We start from the raw sequence: 14,477 nt of genomic DNA, 5'->3' as shown, positions 1-14,477 counted from the left end.
GGTATGAACCTGGAACGCTGGACGCAAGCCGCCCGCGAAGCCCTGGCCCAGGCGCAGGTCCTGGCACGGGAGATGAAGCACCAGGCCATTGACCTGCCCCACCTCTGGGTGGTCCTGCTCAAGGACCCCAAGGGCCTCCCCTGGCGCCTTCTGGAGAAAGCGGGGGCCGACCCCAAAGCCCTTAAAGAACTCCAGGAAAAGGAGCTCGCCCGGCTGCCCAAGGTGGAGGGGGCGGAAGGGGGGCAGTACCTCACGAGCCGCCTCTCCGGGGCCTTTAACCGGGCCGAGGCCCTGATGGAGGAGCTCAAGGACCGCTTCGTGGCCCTGGACACCCTGGTCCTGGCCTTGAGCGAGGCCACCCCCGGGCTTCCGGGCTTAGAACCCCTGAAGAAAGCCCTGCAAGAGCTAAGAGGAGGGAAAACCGTGCAGACGGAACACGCGGAAAGCACCTACAACGCCTTGGAGCAGTACGGCATTGACCTGACCCAGATGGCCGCCGAGGGGAAGCTGGACCCCGTGATCGGCCGGGACGAGGAGATCCGCCGGGTGGTCCAGATCCTCCTCCGGCGCACCAAGAACAACCCCGTGCTCATCGGCGAGCCCGGGGTGGGGAAGACCGCCATCGTGGAGGGCTTGGCCCAGCGCATCGTGAAGGGCGATGTGCCGGAGGGCCTCAAGGGCAAGCGCATCATCTCCTTGCAGATGGGCTCCCTCCTGGCCGGGGCCAAGTACCGGGGCGAGTTTGAGGAGCGCCTGAAGGCGGTGATCCAGGAGGTGGTGCAGTCCCAAGGGGAGATCATCCTCTTTATTGACGAGCTCCACACCGTGGTGGGGGCGGGCAAGGCGGAAGGTGCCGTGGACGCCGGGAACATGCTTAAGCCCGCCCTGGCCCGGGGGGAGCTCAGGCTCATCGGGGCCACCACCTTGGACGAGTACCGGGAGATTGAAAAGGACCCCGCCCTGGAGCGCCGCTTCCAGCCCGTCTACGTGGACGAGCCCAGTGTGGAGGACACCATCTCCATCCTCCGGGGCATCAAGGAGAAGTACGAGGTCCACCACGGGGTGCGCATCTCCGACCCCGCCATCGTGGCGGCGGCGGTCCTCTCCCACCGCTACATCCCGGAAAGGCGCCTCCCCGACAAGGCCATTGACCTCATTGACGAGGCGGCGGCGAGGCTCCGCATGGCCTTGGAAAGCGCCCCGGAGGAGATTGACGCCCTGGAGCGGAAAAAGCTCCAGCTGGAGATAGAACGGGAGGCCCTCAAGAAGGAAAAGGACCCGGACTCCCAAGAGCGGCTTAAGGCCATTGAGGCGGAGATCGCCGAGCTTACCAAGGAGATAGAGAAGCTCCGGGCGGAGTGGGAGGCGGAGCGGGAAATCCTGAAGAAGCTCCGCGAGGCACAGCAGCGCCTGGACGAGGTGCGGCGGCAGATTGAGCTGGCCGAGCGGCAGTACGACCTGAACCGGGCGGCGGAGTTGCGCTACGGGGAGCTGCCCCGCCTCGAGGCCGAGGTGGAGGCGCTTTCCGAGAAACTTCGGGGAGCGAAGTTCGTACGCCTGGAGGTCACCGAGGAGGACATCGCCGAGATCGTCTCCCGCTGGACCGGAATCCCCGTCTCCCGCCTTTTGGAAGGGGAGCGGGAAAAGCTTTTGCGCCTGGAGGAGGAGCTCCACAAGCGGGTGGTGGGCCAGGACGAAGCCATCCGGGCCGTGGCCGACGCCATCCGCCGCGCCCGGGCCGGGCTCAAGGACCCCAACCGCCCCATTGGGAGCTTCCTCTTCCTAGGGCCCACCGGGGTGGGCAAGACGGAATTGGCCAAGACCCTGGCCGCCACCCTCTTTGACACCGAGGAGGCCATGGTGCGCATAGACATGACCGAGTACATGGAAAAGCACGCCGTCTCCCGCCTCATCGGGGCCCCGCCCGGCTACGTGGGCTACGAGGAGGGGGGCCAGCTCACCGAGGCGGTGCGGCGCCGCCCCTACACCGTCATCCTCTTTGACGAGATTGAAAAGGCCCACCCCGACGTCTTCAACATCCTCCTGCAGATCCTGGACGACGGCCGCCTCACGGACAGCCACGGGCGCACCGTGGACTTCCGCAACACGGTCATCATCCTCACCTCCAACCTGGGCAGCCCCCTGATCCTGGAGGGAATCCAGAAAGGCCTGCCCTACGAACGGATCCGGGAGGAGGTCTTCGCCGTCCTGCAGAAGCACTTCCGCCCCGAGTTCCTGAACCGCTTGGACGAGATCGTGGTCTTCCGGCCCCTCTCCCGGGAGCAGATTCGCCAGATCGTGGAGATCCAGCTCGGGAACCTCCGGGCCCGGCTTGCGGAAAAGCGCATCAGCCTGGAGCTCACCGAGGCCGCCAAGGACTTCCTGGCGGAAAGGGGCTATGACCCCGTCTTCGGGGCCAGGCCCTTGAAGCGCGTGATCCAGCGGGAGCTGGAGACCCCCTTGGCCAAGAAGATCCTGGCCGGGGAGGTGAAGGAAGGGGACCGGGTGGTGGCGGACGCCACGCCCCAGGGCCTGGTGTTCCAAACCGCCCTCCGGGTGGAGGCCTAAAGGGGGTGGGGCATGGAGGTGCTGGAGGTGCTCAGGCGGGCCTACCAAGACGAGCTCCTGGACGCCCTGCGGGCGGAGCGGGCGGCGGAAGGGGTGCCTTACCCCCACGTCCGGGCCCTCCTCCAGGAGGTGGCTGCCCGGGAGCGGGCCCACGCCGAGGCCATCGCCGAGGCCCTAAGGAAGCGGGGGGCTTCCCTGCCCCCCGCCCCCAAGGCCGGGGAGGAAGGTTGGGAAGCCATGCTCCGCCTCCTCTCCGAAGAGGGGTTTGACCGGGCCTACTACCTGGAAAGCACCTTTCCCGACCCCGAGCTGGAAGCCCTCTTCACCCGGCTCGGCCAGGAGGAAAGGCTGAACCAGGAGGCGGTGCGGAAAGCGGTGGCGCTTATTGGAGGTAATCTATGATCGGCAAGGAAGAGATCAAGCGGCTACGGGAAACTATCGGCAAGACGGAAGGTCCTGTTCTCTCCTTGTACCTGGACGTGAACCCGGCCAAGCCGGAAAACGCCTCCCGGGCCTACGCCCTAAGGGCCAAGGACGCCATGAAGGCCCTGAAGGTGCCGGAGGCCCTGGCGGAAAAGGTCTTGGAGGTCCTGAAGAACCAGGTGCTGGAGGCCAAGACGGCGGTCTTCTTCGCCGGGGACGACGTCTTTGAGGTCCTCCTCCTCCAGGTGGAGCTTCCCTTGGTGAGCGGGGTGAAAACCCAGTTCCTGGACGAAAAGACAAACCGCCTCCTCACCGACGGGGCCTTGGCCCACTACGGCGCCCCCTTCCTCCTCCCCCTGGTCTACGCCCTGGACGAATACGAGCGCTACGGCGTGGTCTACGTGGACCAGGAGCGCTGGCGGGTCTTTGAGGTCTTCCTGGGGGAGATCGGGGAGGTCCATGACGCCTTCCTGGCCCTGGACACCGAGGCTTGGCGCCGCCTCAGCTTGGACGCCCCGGGCCGCCGCTTCAACCTGGCGGGCATCTCCCGGGGCGGGGCGGGACAGGACCTTTTCGCCAAGCGCCTCGAGGCCTGGGAAGAGCGCTTCTATAAGGCACTCGCCCACGAGCTGGAGAAGCTCGCCGAGGCCCGGGGCTTCACCCGCCTCGTCCTCATGGGCCCCGAGGAGCACACCAAGCTCTTTCTGGGCCACCTGCCCAAGCGCCTGAGGGAGCGGGTGGTGGCGGAGCTTCCCTCCCTGCCCCACCCCGGGGCGAGCCCCGGCGAGGTGCTGAAGCGCCTGGAGCCGGTCCTGGAAGAGGTGGAGCGCCAGGAGGAGGTCAGGCTCCTGGAGCGGCTGGAGGAGGCCTACCCCAGGGTCGCCTTCGGTCCCGAGGTCCTCGCCCGGGTCCAGGAGGGCCGGGTGGAGGTCTGGGTCCTGCCCTGGCACCTGGAGCAGGAGGTCTACCTCTGCCAGGACTTCGCCTTCGCCGACGAGGCCCAGGCCTTGGCCTACTGCGAAAGCCCCGAGAAGAAACCCCTCGCCGCGGTGCTCGCGCCCTTGGCCGTGGGCTACGCCACCAAGCTGGAGTTCGTACGCGGCGAGGCCGAAAAGAGGCTTCTTGAGCGTGGCGGGATGGCCGCGCTCTTGAGGTGGTGAAGGAGGTGATGGAAGGTGTTGCGGTTTGATCCTTTCAGGGAACTGGAGGAGCTTCAGGAAAGGCTGGCGCGGGCCTTTGCGCCCCAAGGGCAGGGGCCTAGGGTCTACGCCCCGCCGGTGGACGTGTGGGAGGACGAGGAGGGCCTCCACCTCCTGGTCTACCTGCCGGGGGTGGAGCCCGAGAAGGTGGAGGTGGTGGCCGAGGAAGGGGTGCTCTCCGTGAAGGCGGAGCGGCCTCTGGAGAAGCAAGAAGGGGTGGCCTACCACCGCCTGGAAGGCCCCTACGGCACCTTCGCCCGGAGCTTCAACGTGCCCAGCACCTACGACCTTTCCCGGGTGCAGGCCCGGTTCCGCCACGGGGTCTTGCACCTTCTGGTGCCCAAGGCGGAGGCCACCCGGCCCAAGAAGATCCAGGTCCAGGTGGAGTGAGGAGGTGAAGTATGCGGCGCACGGTGCGGTACATCCTCGCCACCTCTAACCCCATGGGCGACCTCGAGGCCTTGGAGAAGTTCGTCAAGGTGGCCCCGGACACGGGGGCGGACGCCATCGCCGTCATCGGTAACCTCATGCCCAAGACGGCGAAAAGCCGGGACTACGCCGCCTTCTTCCGCATCCTTTCCGAGGCCCACCTGCCCACCGCCTACATCCCTGGCCCTGAGGACGCCCCCATCTGGGAATACTTGCGGGAGGCGGCGAACGTGGAGCTCGTTCACCCCCAGATGCGCAACGTCCACGAAACCTTCACTTTCTGGCGGGGGCCCTACCTGGTGGCGGGCGTGGGCGGGGAGATCACCGACGAGGGCGAGCCCGAGGAGCACGAGGCGCTTCGCTACCCCGCCTGGGTCGCCGAGTACCACCTCAAGGCCCTTTGGGAGCTCAAGGACTACCCTAAGATTTTCCTCTTCCACACCATGCCCTACCACAAGGGCCTGAACGAGCGGGGCTCCCACGAGGTGGCCCACCTCGTCAAGACCCACAACCCCCTTCTCGTCCTCGTGGCCGGTAAGGGCCAGAAGCACGAGATCCTCGGGGCGAGCTGGGTGGTGGTGCCCGGCGACCTCTCGGAGGGCGAGTACAGCCTCCTGGACCTGAAGGCGAGGAAGCTGGAAACCGGGAACGTTCGCTAGGGGAAGCCCCGCCCCGGGCTTCCCTGGGGCGGGGCCTTTGTAAGGCTTTTGGGTAATAATGAAAAGGCAAGCCCAGCTTGCGGGAGGTGAGCATGGACAAGGAAACCCTCATCCAAGGCCTTAACCAGGACCTGGCCCACGAGTACCAGGCCATCATCCAGTACGTGACCTACGCCGCCACGGTCTCGGGCATCCACCGGGGCGAGCTCAAGGAGTTCTTCCTGGCGGAGATCCAGGACGAGCTCCGCCACGCCCAGTTCCTGGCGGACAAGATCGCCGCCCTGGGCGGGAAGCCCACCACGCAGCCCGCCCCCGTGCCCGAGGCCGCCACGCCCCGGGCCATGCTGGAAGCGGTGCTCCAGGCGGAGAAGGAGACCATCGCCCGCTACGTGGAAAGGATGAAGCAGGCCGAGGCCTTCGGGGACTACGGCCTCGCCAACGACCTCCAGGAGATCATCTCCGAGGAAACGCGGCACAAGGAAGAAACGGAGAAACTTTTGAAGGGAACCTGGCAGGAATAAGGAGGCAGGCCATGCGCTTCCCGGAGCTTGCCCGTCGTTTCCTGGAACTGGAGCCCAAGCTGGCCGAGGGCCCGGAGAAGGAAGCCCTTTCCCTCCTCCACGCCATGCTCCAGGAGCTCTGGCGGGAAGTGGGGGCAAGGCCCGGTGAGCGGGAGGGCCTCGAGGGGCTCCGCAACCTCTACAAGAGGGCCCCCAAGATGGAGGCCCCCCGCGTGGCCCCGGGCCTCAGCGTGGGGGAAAGGGCCCCGGACTTTGCCCTGCCGGATGCCCAGGGCAACCCCGTGCGCCTCTCCGATTTCCGGGGCCGGCCCGTGGTCCTGGTCTTCTACCCCCTGGACTGGAGCCCGGGGTGCAGCCAGCAGCTGGACCTTTACCAGGCCGAGCTTCCGGAGTTTGAGCGCCGGAACGCCGTCCTCCTGGGGATCTCCGTGGACTCCATCTACTGCCACGGGGCCTTCGCCTTCGCCCGGGGGCTCACCTTCCCCCTCCTCGCCGATTTCCACCCCAAGGGAGAGGTGGCCCGGCGCTACCGGGTGTGGCGGGAGGAGGACGGCTTTAGCGAGCGGGCCCTCTTCGTGGTGGACCCCGAGGGGATTATCCGCTACGCCCATGTTTCCCCCTATCTCCACCACATCCCCCCCATTGAAGAGCTCTTCCAAGCCCTGGACGCCCTAAGAAGGGGGTAGACCATGGAGCCCGTGGTCCTCTACGGCACTTCCTGGTGTGCCCAGACCCAGCTTTTGAGGCGCCTGCTGGATCGGCTGGGCGTGCCCTACCGGTACGTGGACCTGGAGACCCACCCCGAGGTCCACCCCACCCTCCGCTTCCTCACCGGGGGAAGGCTTTCCCACCCCGTGGTCTACGTGGGCGGGGAAGTTCTGGTAGAGCCCACGCCCGCCGAGCTGGAACGGGCCCTTTGGCGGAGGGGATACCTGTGGTGGTGACCTGCCCCAAGTGCGGGGCCAAGAACCGCCTGGGCACCCCTCCGCCCGGGCAGGTGCCGGTGTGCGGGGCCTGCAAGGCCCCCCTGCCCTGGGTGGTGGAGGCGGACGAAAGGGGGTTCGCCCAAGAGGTGGCGGGGGCGCCTCTGGTGCTGGTGGACTTCTGGGCCCCCTGGTGCGGTCCCTGCCGCATGGTGGCCCCGGTCCTCGAGGCCCTGGCCCAGGAGTACGCGGGCAGGCTCAAGGTGGTGAAGGTGAACACCGACCAAAACCCCTCTCTGGCGGCCCAATACGGGGTGAGGAGCATCCCCACCCTGGTCCTTTTCCAGCGGGGAAACCCCGTGGCCACCTGGGTGGGAGCGAGCCCCAAGCGGGTCCTGGAGGAGCGCCTGAGGCCCTATCTGGCCTGAAGGAGGTGGAGGATGCTGGAAAAGCTTTGGCCCTTTGGCAGGAACCGGGTGCGCAAGGCCTTTGAAGAAGCCTTGGAAAAGGCCTTCCAAGAGGTGGAAACCCTGGAGCCCCTCTCGGAGCTCTCCGAGCAGGAGGACCACTACCTCCTTAGAGTGGAGGTGCCGGGCCTCGGCCCTGAGAACCTGGAGGTGCGCCTGGAGGGGGACCAGCTGGTGATTGAGGGGGAAAAGCGGGAGGAAAAGCGCACCAAGCACTTGGCGGAAATCGTCTACGGCAAGATCTACCGCGCCTACCTCCTGCCCAAGGATGCCAAGAAGGAGGGCATCACGGCCCACCTGAGCAAGGGGGTTTTGGAGGTGAGGATCCCGCGGGAGAAGCGCCCCGCCGAGCCCCCGGTGAGGATCCCCGTGCAGGAAGCTTAGGGGTTGCTCCGCCGTCAGGCGGAGCCTTCTTTTATCAATCAACTTGACATCATGGTGCGCAATCTACTACCCTTGTACGTGGAGGGATGGCCATGTTGATGAAGGTAGCGGAGTTTGAAAAGCTCTTCCGCCTGGCGGCGGGGCTGGACGTGGACAAAAACGACCTCAAGCGGCTTTCCGACTTCCTCCGGAACAAGCTTTATGACCTTCTGGTGGCGGCGGAGCGGAACGCCAAGTACAACGGCCGGGACATCATCTTTGAGCCCGACCTGCCCATCACCAAGGGTCTCCAGGAAACCCTGAAGGCCTTCCGCCAGATGGACACCACCTTGGAACTTAAGCCCGTGCTGGACGCCTTGGCCGCTTTGCCGCCCCTGGACCTGGAGGTCTCGGAGGACGTGCGCCAGCTCCTCCCTGAGCTGGCCGGGGCCTTGGTGGTGGCCTACGCCCGCACCCTGAAGGAGCTGGACCCCGCTCTCAAGAACCCGCAAACCCCCCACCACGAGCGGGCGGAGCGGGTCTTTAACCTCCTCCTCTAGTCATGCAGGAGGCCCTCCTCGCCCTTTACCGGGGGGCCACCCGCCTGGTCTTCAACCTGGTGGTGGTGGCCCTCCTGGTGGGGCTTTTCGTGGGGGTGGGGCGCACCTTTTTGGAGCTCGGCCTCACCCTCAGCGAGCCCACGGTGCGCCTGGGCCTTAAAGAGCTCGTCACCAACGCATTGAGCTTGATCATCGTTCTGGAGCTCGTCCGGGTCTTCGTGGAATACTTTGAGTTTGAGCGGGTGCGCCTCGAGGTCCTCCTGGAAATCGGCGTGGCCCTGGCCCTGCGGGAGCTTCTCCTCCTCCTCTTCGCCGAGAAGCTCTCGGGCCTGGACCTTTTCCTCTGGACCCTGGGGATCCTGAGCCTGGTGGCGGGGCGCACCCTGGCGGTGCAGTTTTCCCCGAGGAGGACGCGATGAAGGTGGAAGAGGTGGTGCTCCCTGGCGTGGGGCGCAAGTTCACCATCACCGTACAAAGCGGGGACCGGCTCGTGATCGTGGTCCACCACTCGGGCAAGCGGGAACTCCAGTACTTTGAGGCGGGGGAGGAGGACGAGCCCTCCGCCACCTTGGACCTCACCGACGAGGAGGCCCGGGAACTGGGTGCCATCCTGGCCGGGGTCCTCTTCCACCCCGAGGCGGTGGGGGACACGCAGAGCAAGCTGGGAGCCAAGGTGATTGAGTGGATCAAGGTCCTCCCCGGCTCCAAGCTGGCGGGCCGGAAGGTGGGGGAGATCCCCTTGCCCCCCGGGGCCCACCTCCTGGCGGTGGATCGGCCCGGAGCCCCCCTAATCCCCAACCCGGGCCCCGAGGTCGTCTTGGAGGTGGGGGACACCCTGGTGGTGGCGGGAAGCCGGGAGGCGGTGGAAGCCTTGAAGAGGAGCCTCTGATGCACCCCTCGGTGGAAGCCTTCGCCCTGGCCGCCGGGATTTTGGCCCTGGGGGCCGCCCTGGTCCACCGCTTCGGCTTCCCTCCCCTTCCCGTCTACCTCCTCACCGGGCTTTTGGCGGGGGAAAGGCTTCCCGTGGAGGAGCTGGAGCCCCTGCCCTCCTTGGGGCTTTTGCTCCTTCTCTTTTCCGTGGGGCTGGAGTTCGGTCCCGACCGGCTTAGGGAGCTTTCCGGCAAGGCCACCCGGGCCGGGCTTTACGACGCCTTGGCCCTGCCCTTGGGGTTTCTCCTTGGGCTTCTCGCCGGGCTTGACCTAAAGGGCGCCGCCCTCTTGGCGGGGGTGCTTTACGTGAGCTCCAGCGCCGTCATCGTCAAGCTCATCATTGACCTGCGCCGGGCGGCCAACCCGGAAAGCGAGGTGGTCTTGGGCGTCTTGGTCTTGGAGGACCTGGTGGTGGCCCTCCTCCTCGCCCTTCTGGGCGGGCACGGGGCGGGGGGCTTCCTGGGCGGGGTGGTCATGGCCGCCTTCTACCTCCTCTTCGCCCGCTACCTGGGCCCAAGGCTCGTGCGCTTCATGGAAGGGCTTTCCGACGAGCTCGTTCTTCTCCTGGGCGCCGCCTTCACTACAGGCACCGCCCTCCTCTTCCACGCCGTGGGGGCTTCCGAGGGCGTGGGGGCCTTCCTGTCCGGGGTTATCGCCGCGGGGCTTGGCCTCCGGGAGCGGCTAGAGCACCTCTTCGGCCCGGTGCGGGACCTGGGGGTGGCCCTCTTTTTCCTGGTGGTGGGAGCCCAGGCCCTCAAGCTCCTAAAGGGCCTCACCCCCTTGGCGGTGGGGCTCGTGGCCTCAGGGCTTTTCCTCAAGCTACCCCTCAACCACCTGGGCGGGGCGCGGGCGGGGCTTGGGAAGAAGAGGCGGCTTTATAGCGCCCTCTACCTGGTGCCCCGGGGCGAGTTCAACCTGGTCCTGGGAAACCTGGCCTTAGCCCAAGGCTACCCCTTGGTGGCCCAGGTGGCGGTGCTTTTGGTGCTCCTTTCCATCCCCTTGGGGGCCCTCCTCATCCGCTACGCCCCCGAGATCGGGGAGCGCCTTTACCCCAAAGCGCCCAAGTCCAAGCGGGTGGCGCCTTCGAGGCTGGGATAAGACCTGTGCCGCAAAGGGGCATTTTGATAAACTCTTCCTTGGAGGTCAGCTTATGGATATCTTTTTCCAACTTTTCTGGCTCTTCTTCATCCTCTCCGCCCTCTCCCCTTACTTCCAACAGCAGATGCTCTTAGGAGCCAGGGCCCGCAAGATCGCCGAGCTGGAAAGGAAACGGGGAAGCCGGGTCATCACCCTCATCCACCGCCAGGAGGCGGTGAGCTTCCTCGGCATCCCCATCAGCCGCTTCATCAACATTGACGATTCTGAGCAGGTCCTAAGGGCCATCCGCCTCACGGACAAAAACGTGCCCATTGACCTCATCCTCCACACCCCAGGCGGCCTGGTCCTGGCGGCGGAGCAGATCGCCGAGGCCCTTCTGCGCCACCCGGCCAGGGTGACCGTCTTCGTCCCCCACTACGCCATGTCCGGGGGCACCCTCATCGCCCTGGCCGCGGACGAGATCGTCATGGACGAAAACGCCGTCTTGGGCCCGGTGGACCCCCAGCTCGGCCAGTACCCGGCGGCGAGCATCCTGAAGGTCCTGGAGAAGAAGCCCCTTTCCGAGATAGACGACCAGACCCTGATCCTGGCGGACGTGGCGGAAAAGGCCCTCAAACAGGTGAAGGCCACGGTGAAAAACCTCCTCCTCAAGCGCATGCCCGAGGAGAAGGCGGAGGAGGTGGCCACGATCCTCTCCCAGGGAACCTGGACCCACGACTACCCCATTGACGTGGCCCAGGCCCGGGCCCTGGGGCTCAACGTGTCCACGGAAATGCCCCTGGAGGTCTACGAGCTCATGGACCTCTACCCCCAACCCCAAGGCGGCAAGCCCAGCGTGCAGTACGTACCCCTTCCCTACCGCCAGGAGCCCAAAGCCGGGAGGCCTTAGGCTTGTTCCCCCTCTACGACCTAAACCAACCGCGCCGGCCCGCCCTCATGGTCAAGGGCTTGGTCCTCGCCAACGCCCTGGTCTTCTTATGGCAACTTTCCGTGGGTCTGGAGCAAAGCGCCTACGCCCTGGGCTTTATCCCCAGCCTCTTCTTCGCCGATCCCGTGGGGGAAAGCTACCGCCTTTTCACCAGCATGTTCCTCCACGGGAGCCTTTTTCATATCCTGTCCAACATGTGGTTTCTCTGGGTTTTCGGGGACAACGTGGAAGACCGCATGGGGCACGGGCGTTTTCTCCTGTTTTACCTGCTGGGCGGGGTAGCCGCCGCCTTGGCCCAAGGGGTCCTCACCCCCTTTTCCCCCGTGCCCATGATCGGGGCGAGCGGGGCGGTTTCCGCCGTGCTTGGGGCCTACTACGTCCTCTTCCCCCGGGCGTACGTGGTGTCCGTGGTCTTCTTCCTCTTTCCCTTCTTCGTCACCTTCCCCGCCGGGTTTTACCTGGGGTACTGGGCCTTCCTCCAGCTCCTCCAGGGGCTTTTGGGCCTCCCGGGCGTGGCGTGGTGGGCCCATTTGGGAGGCTTCGTCTACGGCATCCTCCTGGCGCCCCGCTTGGCCCGAAGGTGGCGGCGCTGGTAAACTCGGACCCATGAAGGTAGCCGAGCTCATGACCCCAAGCCCGGATACCATTGGGCCCGAGGCCACCCTCGAGGAGGCCGCCCGGCGCATCCTAGAAAAGCGCTACGGGAGCCTACCGGTGGTGGACCGGGAGGGACACCTCCTGGGGCTTCTCCAGGTGGAGGAACTCCTACCCCGGCCCGAAAACATCCCCTTCTCCGACGTGGAGGCGTTGCAGCTCTTTGGGGAGTGGGTGGACGAAGGCTTCCTGGAAGAGATCTACCGCCGCTACCAAAAAACCCCGGTAAAGGCGGTCATGCGCACGGACATCCCCCGGGTTCACCCAGAGGACCCCGCCGGCAAGGCCCTAGAGGTCCTCCTCTCCACCGAGGTACGCCACCTCCCCGTGGTGGACCGGGAGAACAAGGTGGTGGGCATCCTCACCCGGAGCGACTTCCTCAAGCTTTTCCTCAGGAGGGGCTGATGCACGGGGCAGGGCATCCTCACCCGGAGCGACTTCCTCAAGCTTTTCCTCAGGAGGGGCTGATGCACGGGGCAGGGCACCTTCTGGAAGTCTTCTACCTCCTCCTGGCCGCCCAGGTCATGGCCTTCCTCTTTCGGCGGCTCAACCAGCCCGTGGTCATCGGGGAGGTGCTGGCGGGCGTATTGGTGGGCCCCTCCCTCTTGGGCCTGGTGCACGAGGGGGAGATCCTGGAGTTCTTGGCCGAGCTTGGGGCCATCTTCCTCCTCTTCATGGTGGGCCTGGAAACCCGGCTACGGGATATCCTCGCCGTGGGCAAGGAAGCCTTCCTGGTGGCCGTCTTGGGCGTGGCCTTTCCCTTTGTGGGGGGCTACCTTTTCGGGCTCCAAATCGGCTTCGCCACCCTCCCCTCCCTCTTCCTGGGCACCGCCTTGGTGGCCACCAGCGTGGGCATCACCGCCCGGGTCCTCCAGGAGCTCGGGGTCCTTTCCCGCCCCTACGCCCGCATCATCCTGGGGGCGGCGGTGATTGACGACGTGCTGGGCCTCATCGTCCTGGCGGTGGTGAACGGGGTGGCCCGGACCGGGCAGGTGGAGACAGGGGCTATCCTGGAACTCATCCTCCTCTCCATCCTCTTCGTGGGGGCAGCCGTCCTCCTCTCCACCCTCTTCGTCCGGCTTCCCCTGGAGCGCCTGCCGGTGGGAAGCCCCCTGGGCTTCGCCCTGGCCCTCGGGGTAGGCATGGCTGCCCTGGCCGCCACCATTGGCCTGGCCCCCATCGTGGGGGCCTTCCTGGGGGGGATGCTCCTTTCCGAGCTTCGGGAGAAGTACCGCCTGGAGGAGCCCATCTTCGCCGTGGAAAGCTTCCTCGCCCCCATCTTCTTCGCCATGGTGGGGGTGCGGTTGGAGCTTTCCGCCCTCTTTTCCCCCGCCGTTTTGGTGGCGGGAAGCGTGGTCACGGTCATCGCCATCCTGGGCAAGGTCCTGGGGGGGTTCCTGGGAGCCCTCACCCAGGGGGTGCGGAGCGCCCTCACCGTGGGGGTAGGCATGGCCCCCCGGGGGGAGGTGGGCCTCATCGTGGCCGCCTTGGGCTTGGCGGCGGGGGCGGTGAACGAGGAGGAGTACGCCATCGTCCTCTTCATGGTGGTCTTCACCACCCTCTTCGCCCCCTTCGCCCTGAAGCCCCTGATCGCTTGGACCGAGCGGGGGCTTCGCCAGGCTAAGGAATAGCCTGGTAGGCGGCATAGGCGGAAAGGACCTTGCTCACGTACTCCCGGGGCTCGTCCCGTTCCTGGAAGCGGAGGAAAGCCCAAAGGCTTCCCTCCCGGGCGATGCCCCGGGAGGTGTAGCCGATACCCCCGTTGTAGGCGGTGACGGCGCAGGCGAGCCGCTCCACCCCCTCTAGCCCCAAGGCCTGGCAACGTTCCATAAGCCAGCGCAGGTAGCGGGCGGCGTAGCGGATGGCGCTTTCCGGGTCAAAGGGGTCGGCGGGGGGTTCCCCAAGCATCCGGGCCACGTCGGCCCAGGTGCTCCTTAAAAACTGGGCCAGGCCCAAGGCCCCCGTGGGGCTCACCGCCCGGGGGTCAAAGCGGCTTTCCACGTGGAGGAGGGCGAAAAGAAGGTTCGGGTCCAGGCCCTCCCCCTGGGCGTAGCCCTCCACCCAGGCCCGGTACGCCCGGGGGTAGGCCAAGGCGGTGGGCCAGGCGGCGCGGATTCCCTCCCGGTACATCCCCAGGCGGTAGAAGAGGGGGACGAGCCCGGGCCAGGCCTCGGGCCGTCGCCAAAGGAGGTAGCGCGCCTCCCCCCGGGCCCAGGCCTCCTGGCCCCCCTGAAGGAGGGCCTCCACCCGCAAGGCCTCCGCCAGGGGGGGCGAAGGGGGTGGAGAAGGGGGCGGGCCTGGGCGCTTGCCCAGTAGGAGCCCCAAGCCCCCTTGCAGAAGGGCCAAGGCCGTCTCCTGTGCCCCTATTTCGCCCAGCGTTCCCGCAAGCCCACATTCCGCACCCCCTTCACTCCAGCAGGTAATATCGCCCGGCCCCCAGGAGGCGCGCCGCGGTCTCGTGATGGGGAGCCAGGTTGAGGACGAACCACCTGCCCCCCAGCTCCACCAGTCGGACCCACATAAAGAGTTGAAACACCCAGCGCAAGGTGGGCTTGGCTGTGGGTCTCCCCTTCTGGTCCGGCAGGCTGGACCCCGCCTCCCAAAGCCTCCGCCTCAGCGCCCACTCCCCCAGGGCGTACACCAGAAGGGCCAGGGCCATCACCATCCCCAGGGCCATCACCCGCTCGGGCCGCTTCAAGAAGGTGCTCTCCGCAAAGAACAGGGGGTCCTTCAGAAACCGGAACCCCCGCTCCAC

General features: G+C 66.5%; 19 protein-coding genes and 1 pseudogene. 18 read left to right on the top strand and 2 right to left on the bottom strand.

Annotation, left to right across the window (positions count from 1 at the left end):
- The first annotated feature begins 3 nt into the window (after window positions 1–3).
- The 18 genes from clpB to QT17_RS03670 all read left to right on the top strand — a co-directional run bounded on the left by clpB (window position 4) and on the right by QT17_RS03670 (window position 13,353).
- Complete coding sequence (clpB, locus tag QT17_RS03755) at window positions 4–2,568, top strand: ATP-dependent chaperone ClpB (RefSeq protein WP_039456535.1); 2,565 nt, start codon at window positions 4–6, stop codon at window positions 2,566–2,568.
- Window positions 2,569–2,580: 12 nt separating this feature from the next.
- Entirely contained in the window at window positions 2,581–2,970 is a 390-nt protein-coding gene (locus QT17_RS03750) for a ferritin family protein (protein ID WP_039456532.1), read from the top strand.
- A complete protein-coding gene (locus QT17_RS03745; protein WP_039456530.1) occupies window positions 2,967–4,151 on the top strand; it encodes a VLRF1 family aeRF1-type release factor in 1,185 nt (394 codons plus the stop codon). The genes QT17_RS03750 and QT17_RS03745 overlap by 4 nt, the downstream gene beginning before the upstream one ends.
- Before the next feature lie 15 nt (window positions 4,152–4,166).
- Window positions 4,167–4,580, top strand: a complete 414-nt coding sequence (locus tag QT17_RS03740) for an Hsp20/alpha crystallin family protein (RefSeq protein ID WP_039456528.1) — start codon at window positions 4,167–4,169, stop codon at window positions 4,578–4,580.
- 11 nt (window positions 4,581–4,591) lie between these two features.
- Entirely contained in the window at window positions 4,592–5,278 is a 687-nt protein-coding gene (locus tag QT17_RS03735; protein WP_039456526.1) for a metallophosphoesterase, read from the top strand.
- Between the two features lie 92 nt (window positions 5,279–5,370).
- The gene (locus tag QT17_RS03730; RefSeq protein WP_014629214.1) at window positions 5,371–5,799 is read left to right on the top strand and encodes a bacterioferritin; all 429 of its coding nucleotides are present in this window, start codon (window positions 5,371–5,373) and stop codon (window positions 5,797–5,799) included.
- Window positions 5,800–5,810: 11 nt separating this feature from the next.
- On the top strand, window positions 5,811–6,485 hold the full coding sequence (locus QT17_RS03725; RefSeq protein WP_039456523.1) for a peroxiredoxin: 675 nt from the start codon (window positions 5,811–5,813) through the stop codon (window positions 6,483–6,485).
- Between the two features lie 3 nt (window positions 6,486–6,488).
- Complete coding sequence (locus QT17_RS03720) at window positions 6,489–6,743, top strand: glutaredoxin family protein (protein WP_008633052.1); 255 nt, start codon at window positions 6,489–6,491, stop codon at window positions 6,741–6,743.
- Window positions 6,734–7,150, top strand: coding sequence for a thioredoxin (gene trxA, locus QT17_RS03715; protein ID WP_039456518.1), 417 nt, complete (start codon window positions 6,734–6,736; stop codon window positions 7,148–7,150). The genes QT17_RS03720 and trxA overlap by 10 nt, the downstream gene beginning before the upstream one ends.
- Before the next feature lie 12 nt (window positions 7,151–7,162).
- Entirely contained in the window at window positions 7,163–7,573 is a 411-nt protein-coding gene (locus tag QT17_RS03710) for an Hsp20/alpha crystallin family protein (RefSeq protein ID WP_039456508.1), read from the top strand.
- Window positions 7,574–7,665: 92 nt separating this feature from the next.
- Window positions 7,666–8,112, top strand: coding sequence for a DUF1931 family protein (locus QT17_RS03705; protein WP_014516218.1), 447 nt, complete (start codon window positions 7,666–7,668; stop codon window positions 8,110–8,112).
- Between the two features lie 2 nt (window positions 8,113–8,114).
- Entirely contained in the window at window positions 8,115–8,531 is a 417-nt protein-coding gene (locus QT17_RS03700; protein ID WP_039456505.1) for a phosphate-starvation-inducible PsiE family protein, read from the top strand.
- Window positions 8,528–9,001 carry a cation:proton antiporter regulatory subunit gene (locus QT17_RS03695; protein ID WP_039456502.1) on the top strand — a complete coding sequence of 158 codons (474 nt, stop codon included), beginning with the start codon at window positions 8,528–8,530 and terminating at the stop codon, window positions 8,999–9,001. Before QT17_RS03700 ends, QT17_RS03695 begins: the two co-directional genes overlap by 4 nt.
- Window positions 9,001–10,140, top strand: coding sequence for a cation:proton antiporter (locus QT17_RS03690; RefSeq protein ID WP_039456500.1), 1,140 nt, complete (start codon window positions 9,001–9,003; stop codon window positions 10,138–10,140). The genes QT17_RS03695 and QT17_RS03690 overlap by 1 nt, the downstream gene beginning before the upstream one ends.
- 52 nt (window positions 10,141–10,192) lie before the next feature.
- Complete coding sequence (locus QT17_RS03685) at window positions 10,193–11,029, top strand: ATP-dependent Clp protease proteolytic subunit (RefSeq protein ID WP_039456498.1); 837 nt, start codon at window positions 10,193–10,195, stop codon at window positions 11,027–11,029.
- Window positions 11,030–11,031: 2 nt separating this feature from the next.
- The gene (locus tag QT17_RS03680) at window positions 11,032–11,664 is read left to right on the top strand and encodes a rhomboid family intramembrane serine protease (RefSeq protein WP_039456496.1); all 633 of its coding nucleotides are present in this window, start codon (window positions 11,032–11,034) and stop codon (window positions 11,662–11,664) included.
- A gap of 10 nt (window positions 11,665–11,674) precedes the next feature.
- On the top strand, window positions 11,675–12,127 hold the full coding sequence (locus tag QT17_RS03675) for an HPP family protein (protein WP_039456494.1): 453 nt from the start codon (window positions 11,675–11,677) through the stop codon (window positions 12,125–12,127).
- A 62-nt stretch (window positions 12,128–12,189) separates the two neighbouring features.
- Window positions 12,190–13,353, top strand: a complete 1,164-nt coding sequence (locus QT17_RS03670; protein WP_039456492.1) for a cation:proton antiporter — start codon at window positions 12,190–12,192, stop codon at window positions 13,351–13,353.
- Here QT17_RS03670 and QT17_RS03665 read toward each other — a convergent pair.
- Both QT17_RS03665 and QT17_RS03660 read right to left on the bottom strand, forming a co-directional pair.
- Window positions 13,343–14,110 (bottom strand): annotated as a pseudogene (locus QT17_RS03665) (lytic transglycosylase domain-containing protein); the annotation flags it as partial. The gene QT17_RS03670 and the pseudogene QT17_RS03665 sit on opposite strands and share 11 nt — an antisense overlap.
- Window positions 14,111–14,129: 19 nt before the next feature.
- A partial coding sequence (locus QT17_RS03660) for an IS1634 family transposase (protein ID WP_152607323.1) occupies window positions 14,130–14,477 on the bottom strand: 348 nt, incomplete at its 5' end.

It is taken from the genome of Thermus sp. 2.9, assembly GCF_000794385.1.
GTDB lineage: Bacteria > Deinococcota > Deinococci > Deinococcales > Thermaceae > Thermus > Thermus thalpophilus.
The sequence above is the reverse complement of the archived record's forward strand: the minus strand, read 5'-3'. Positions and strand labels throughout refer to the sequence as shown.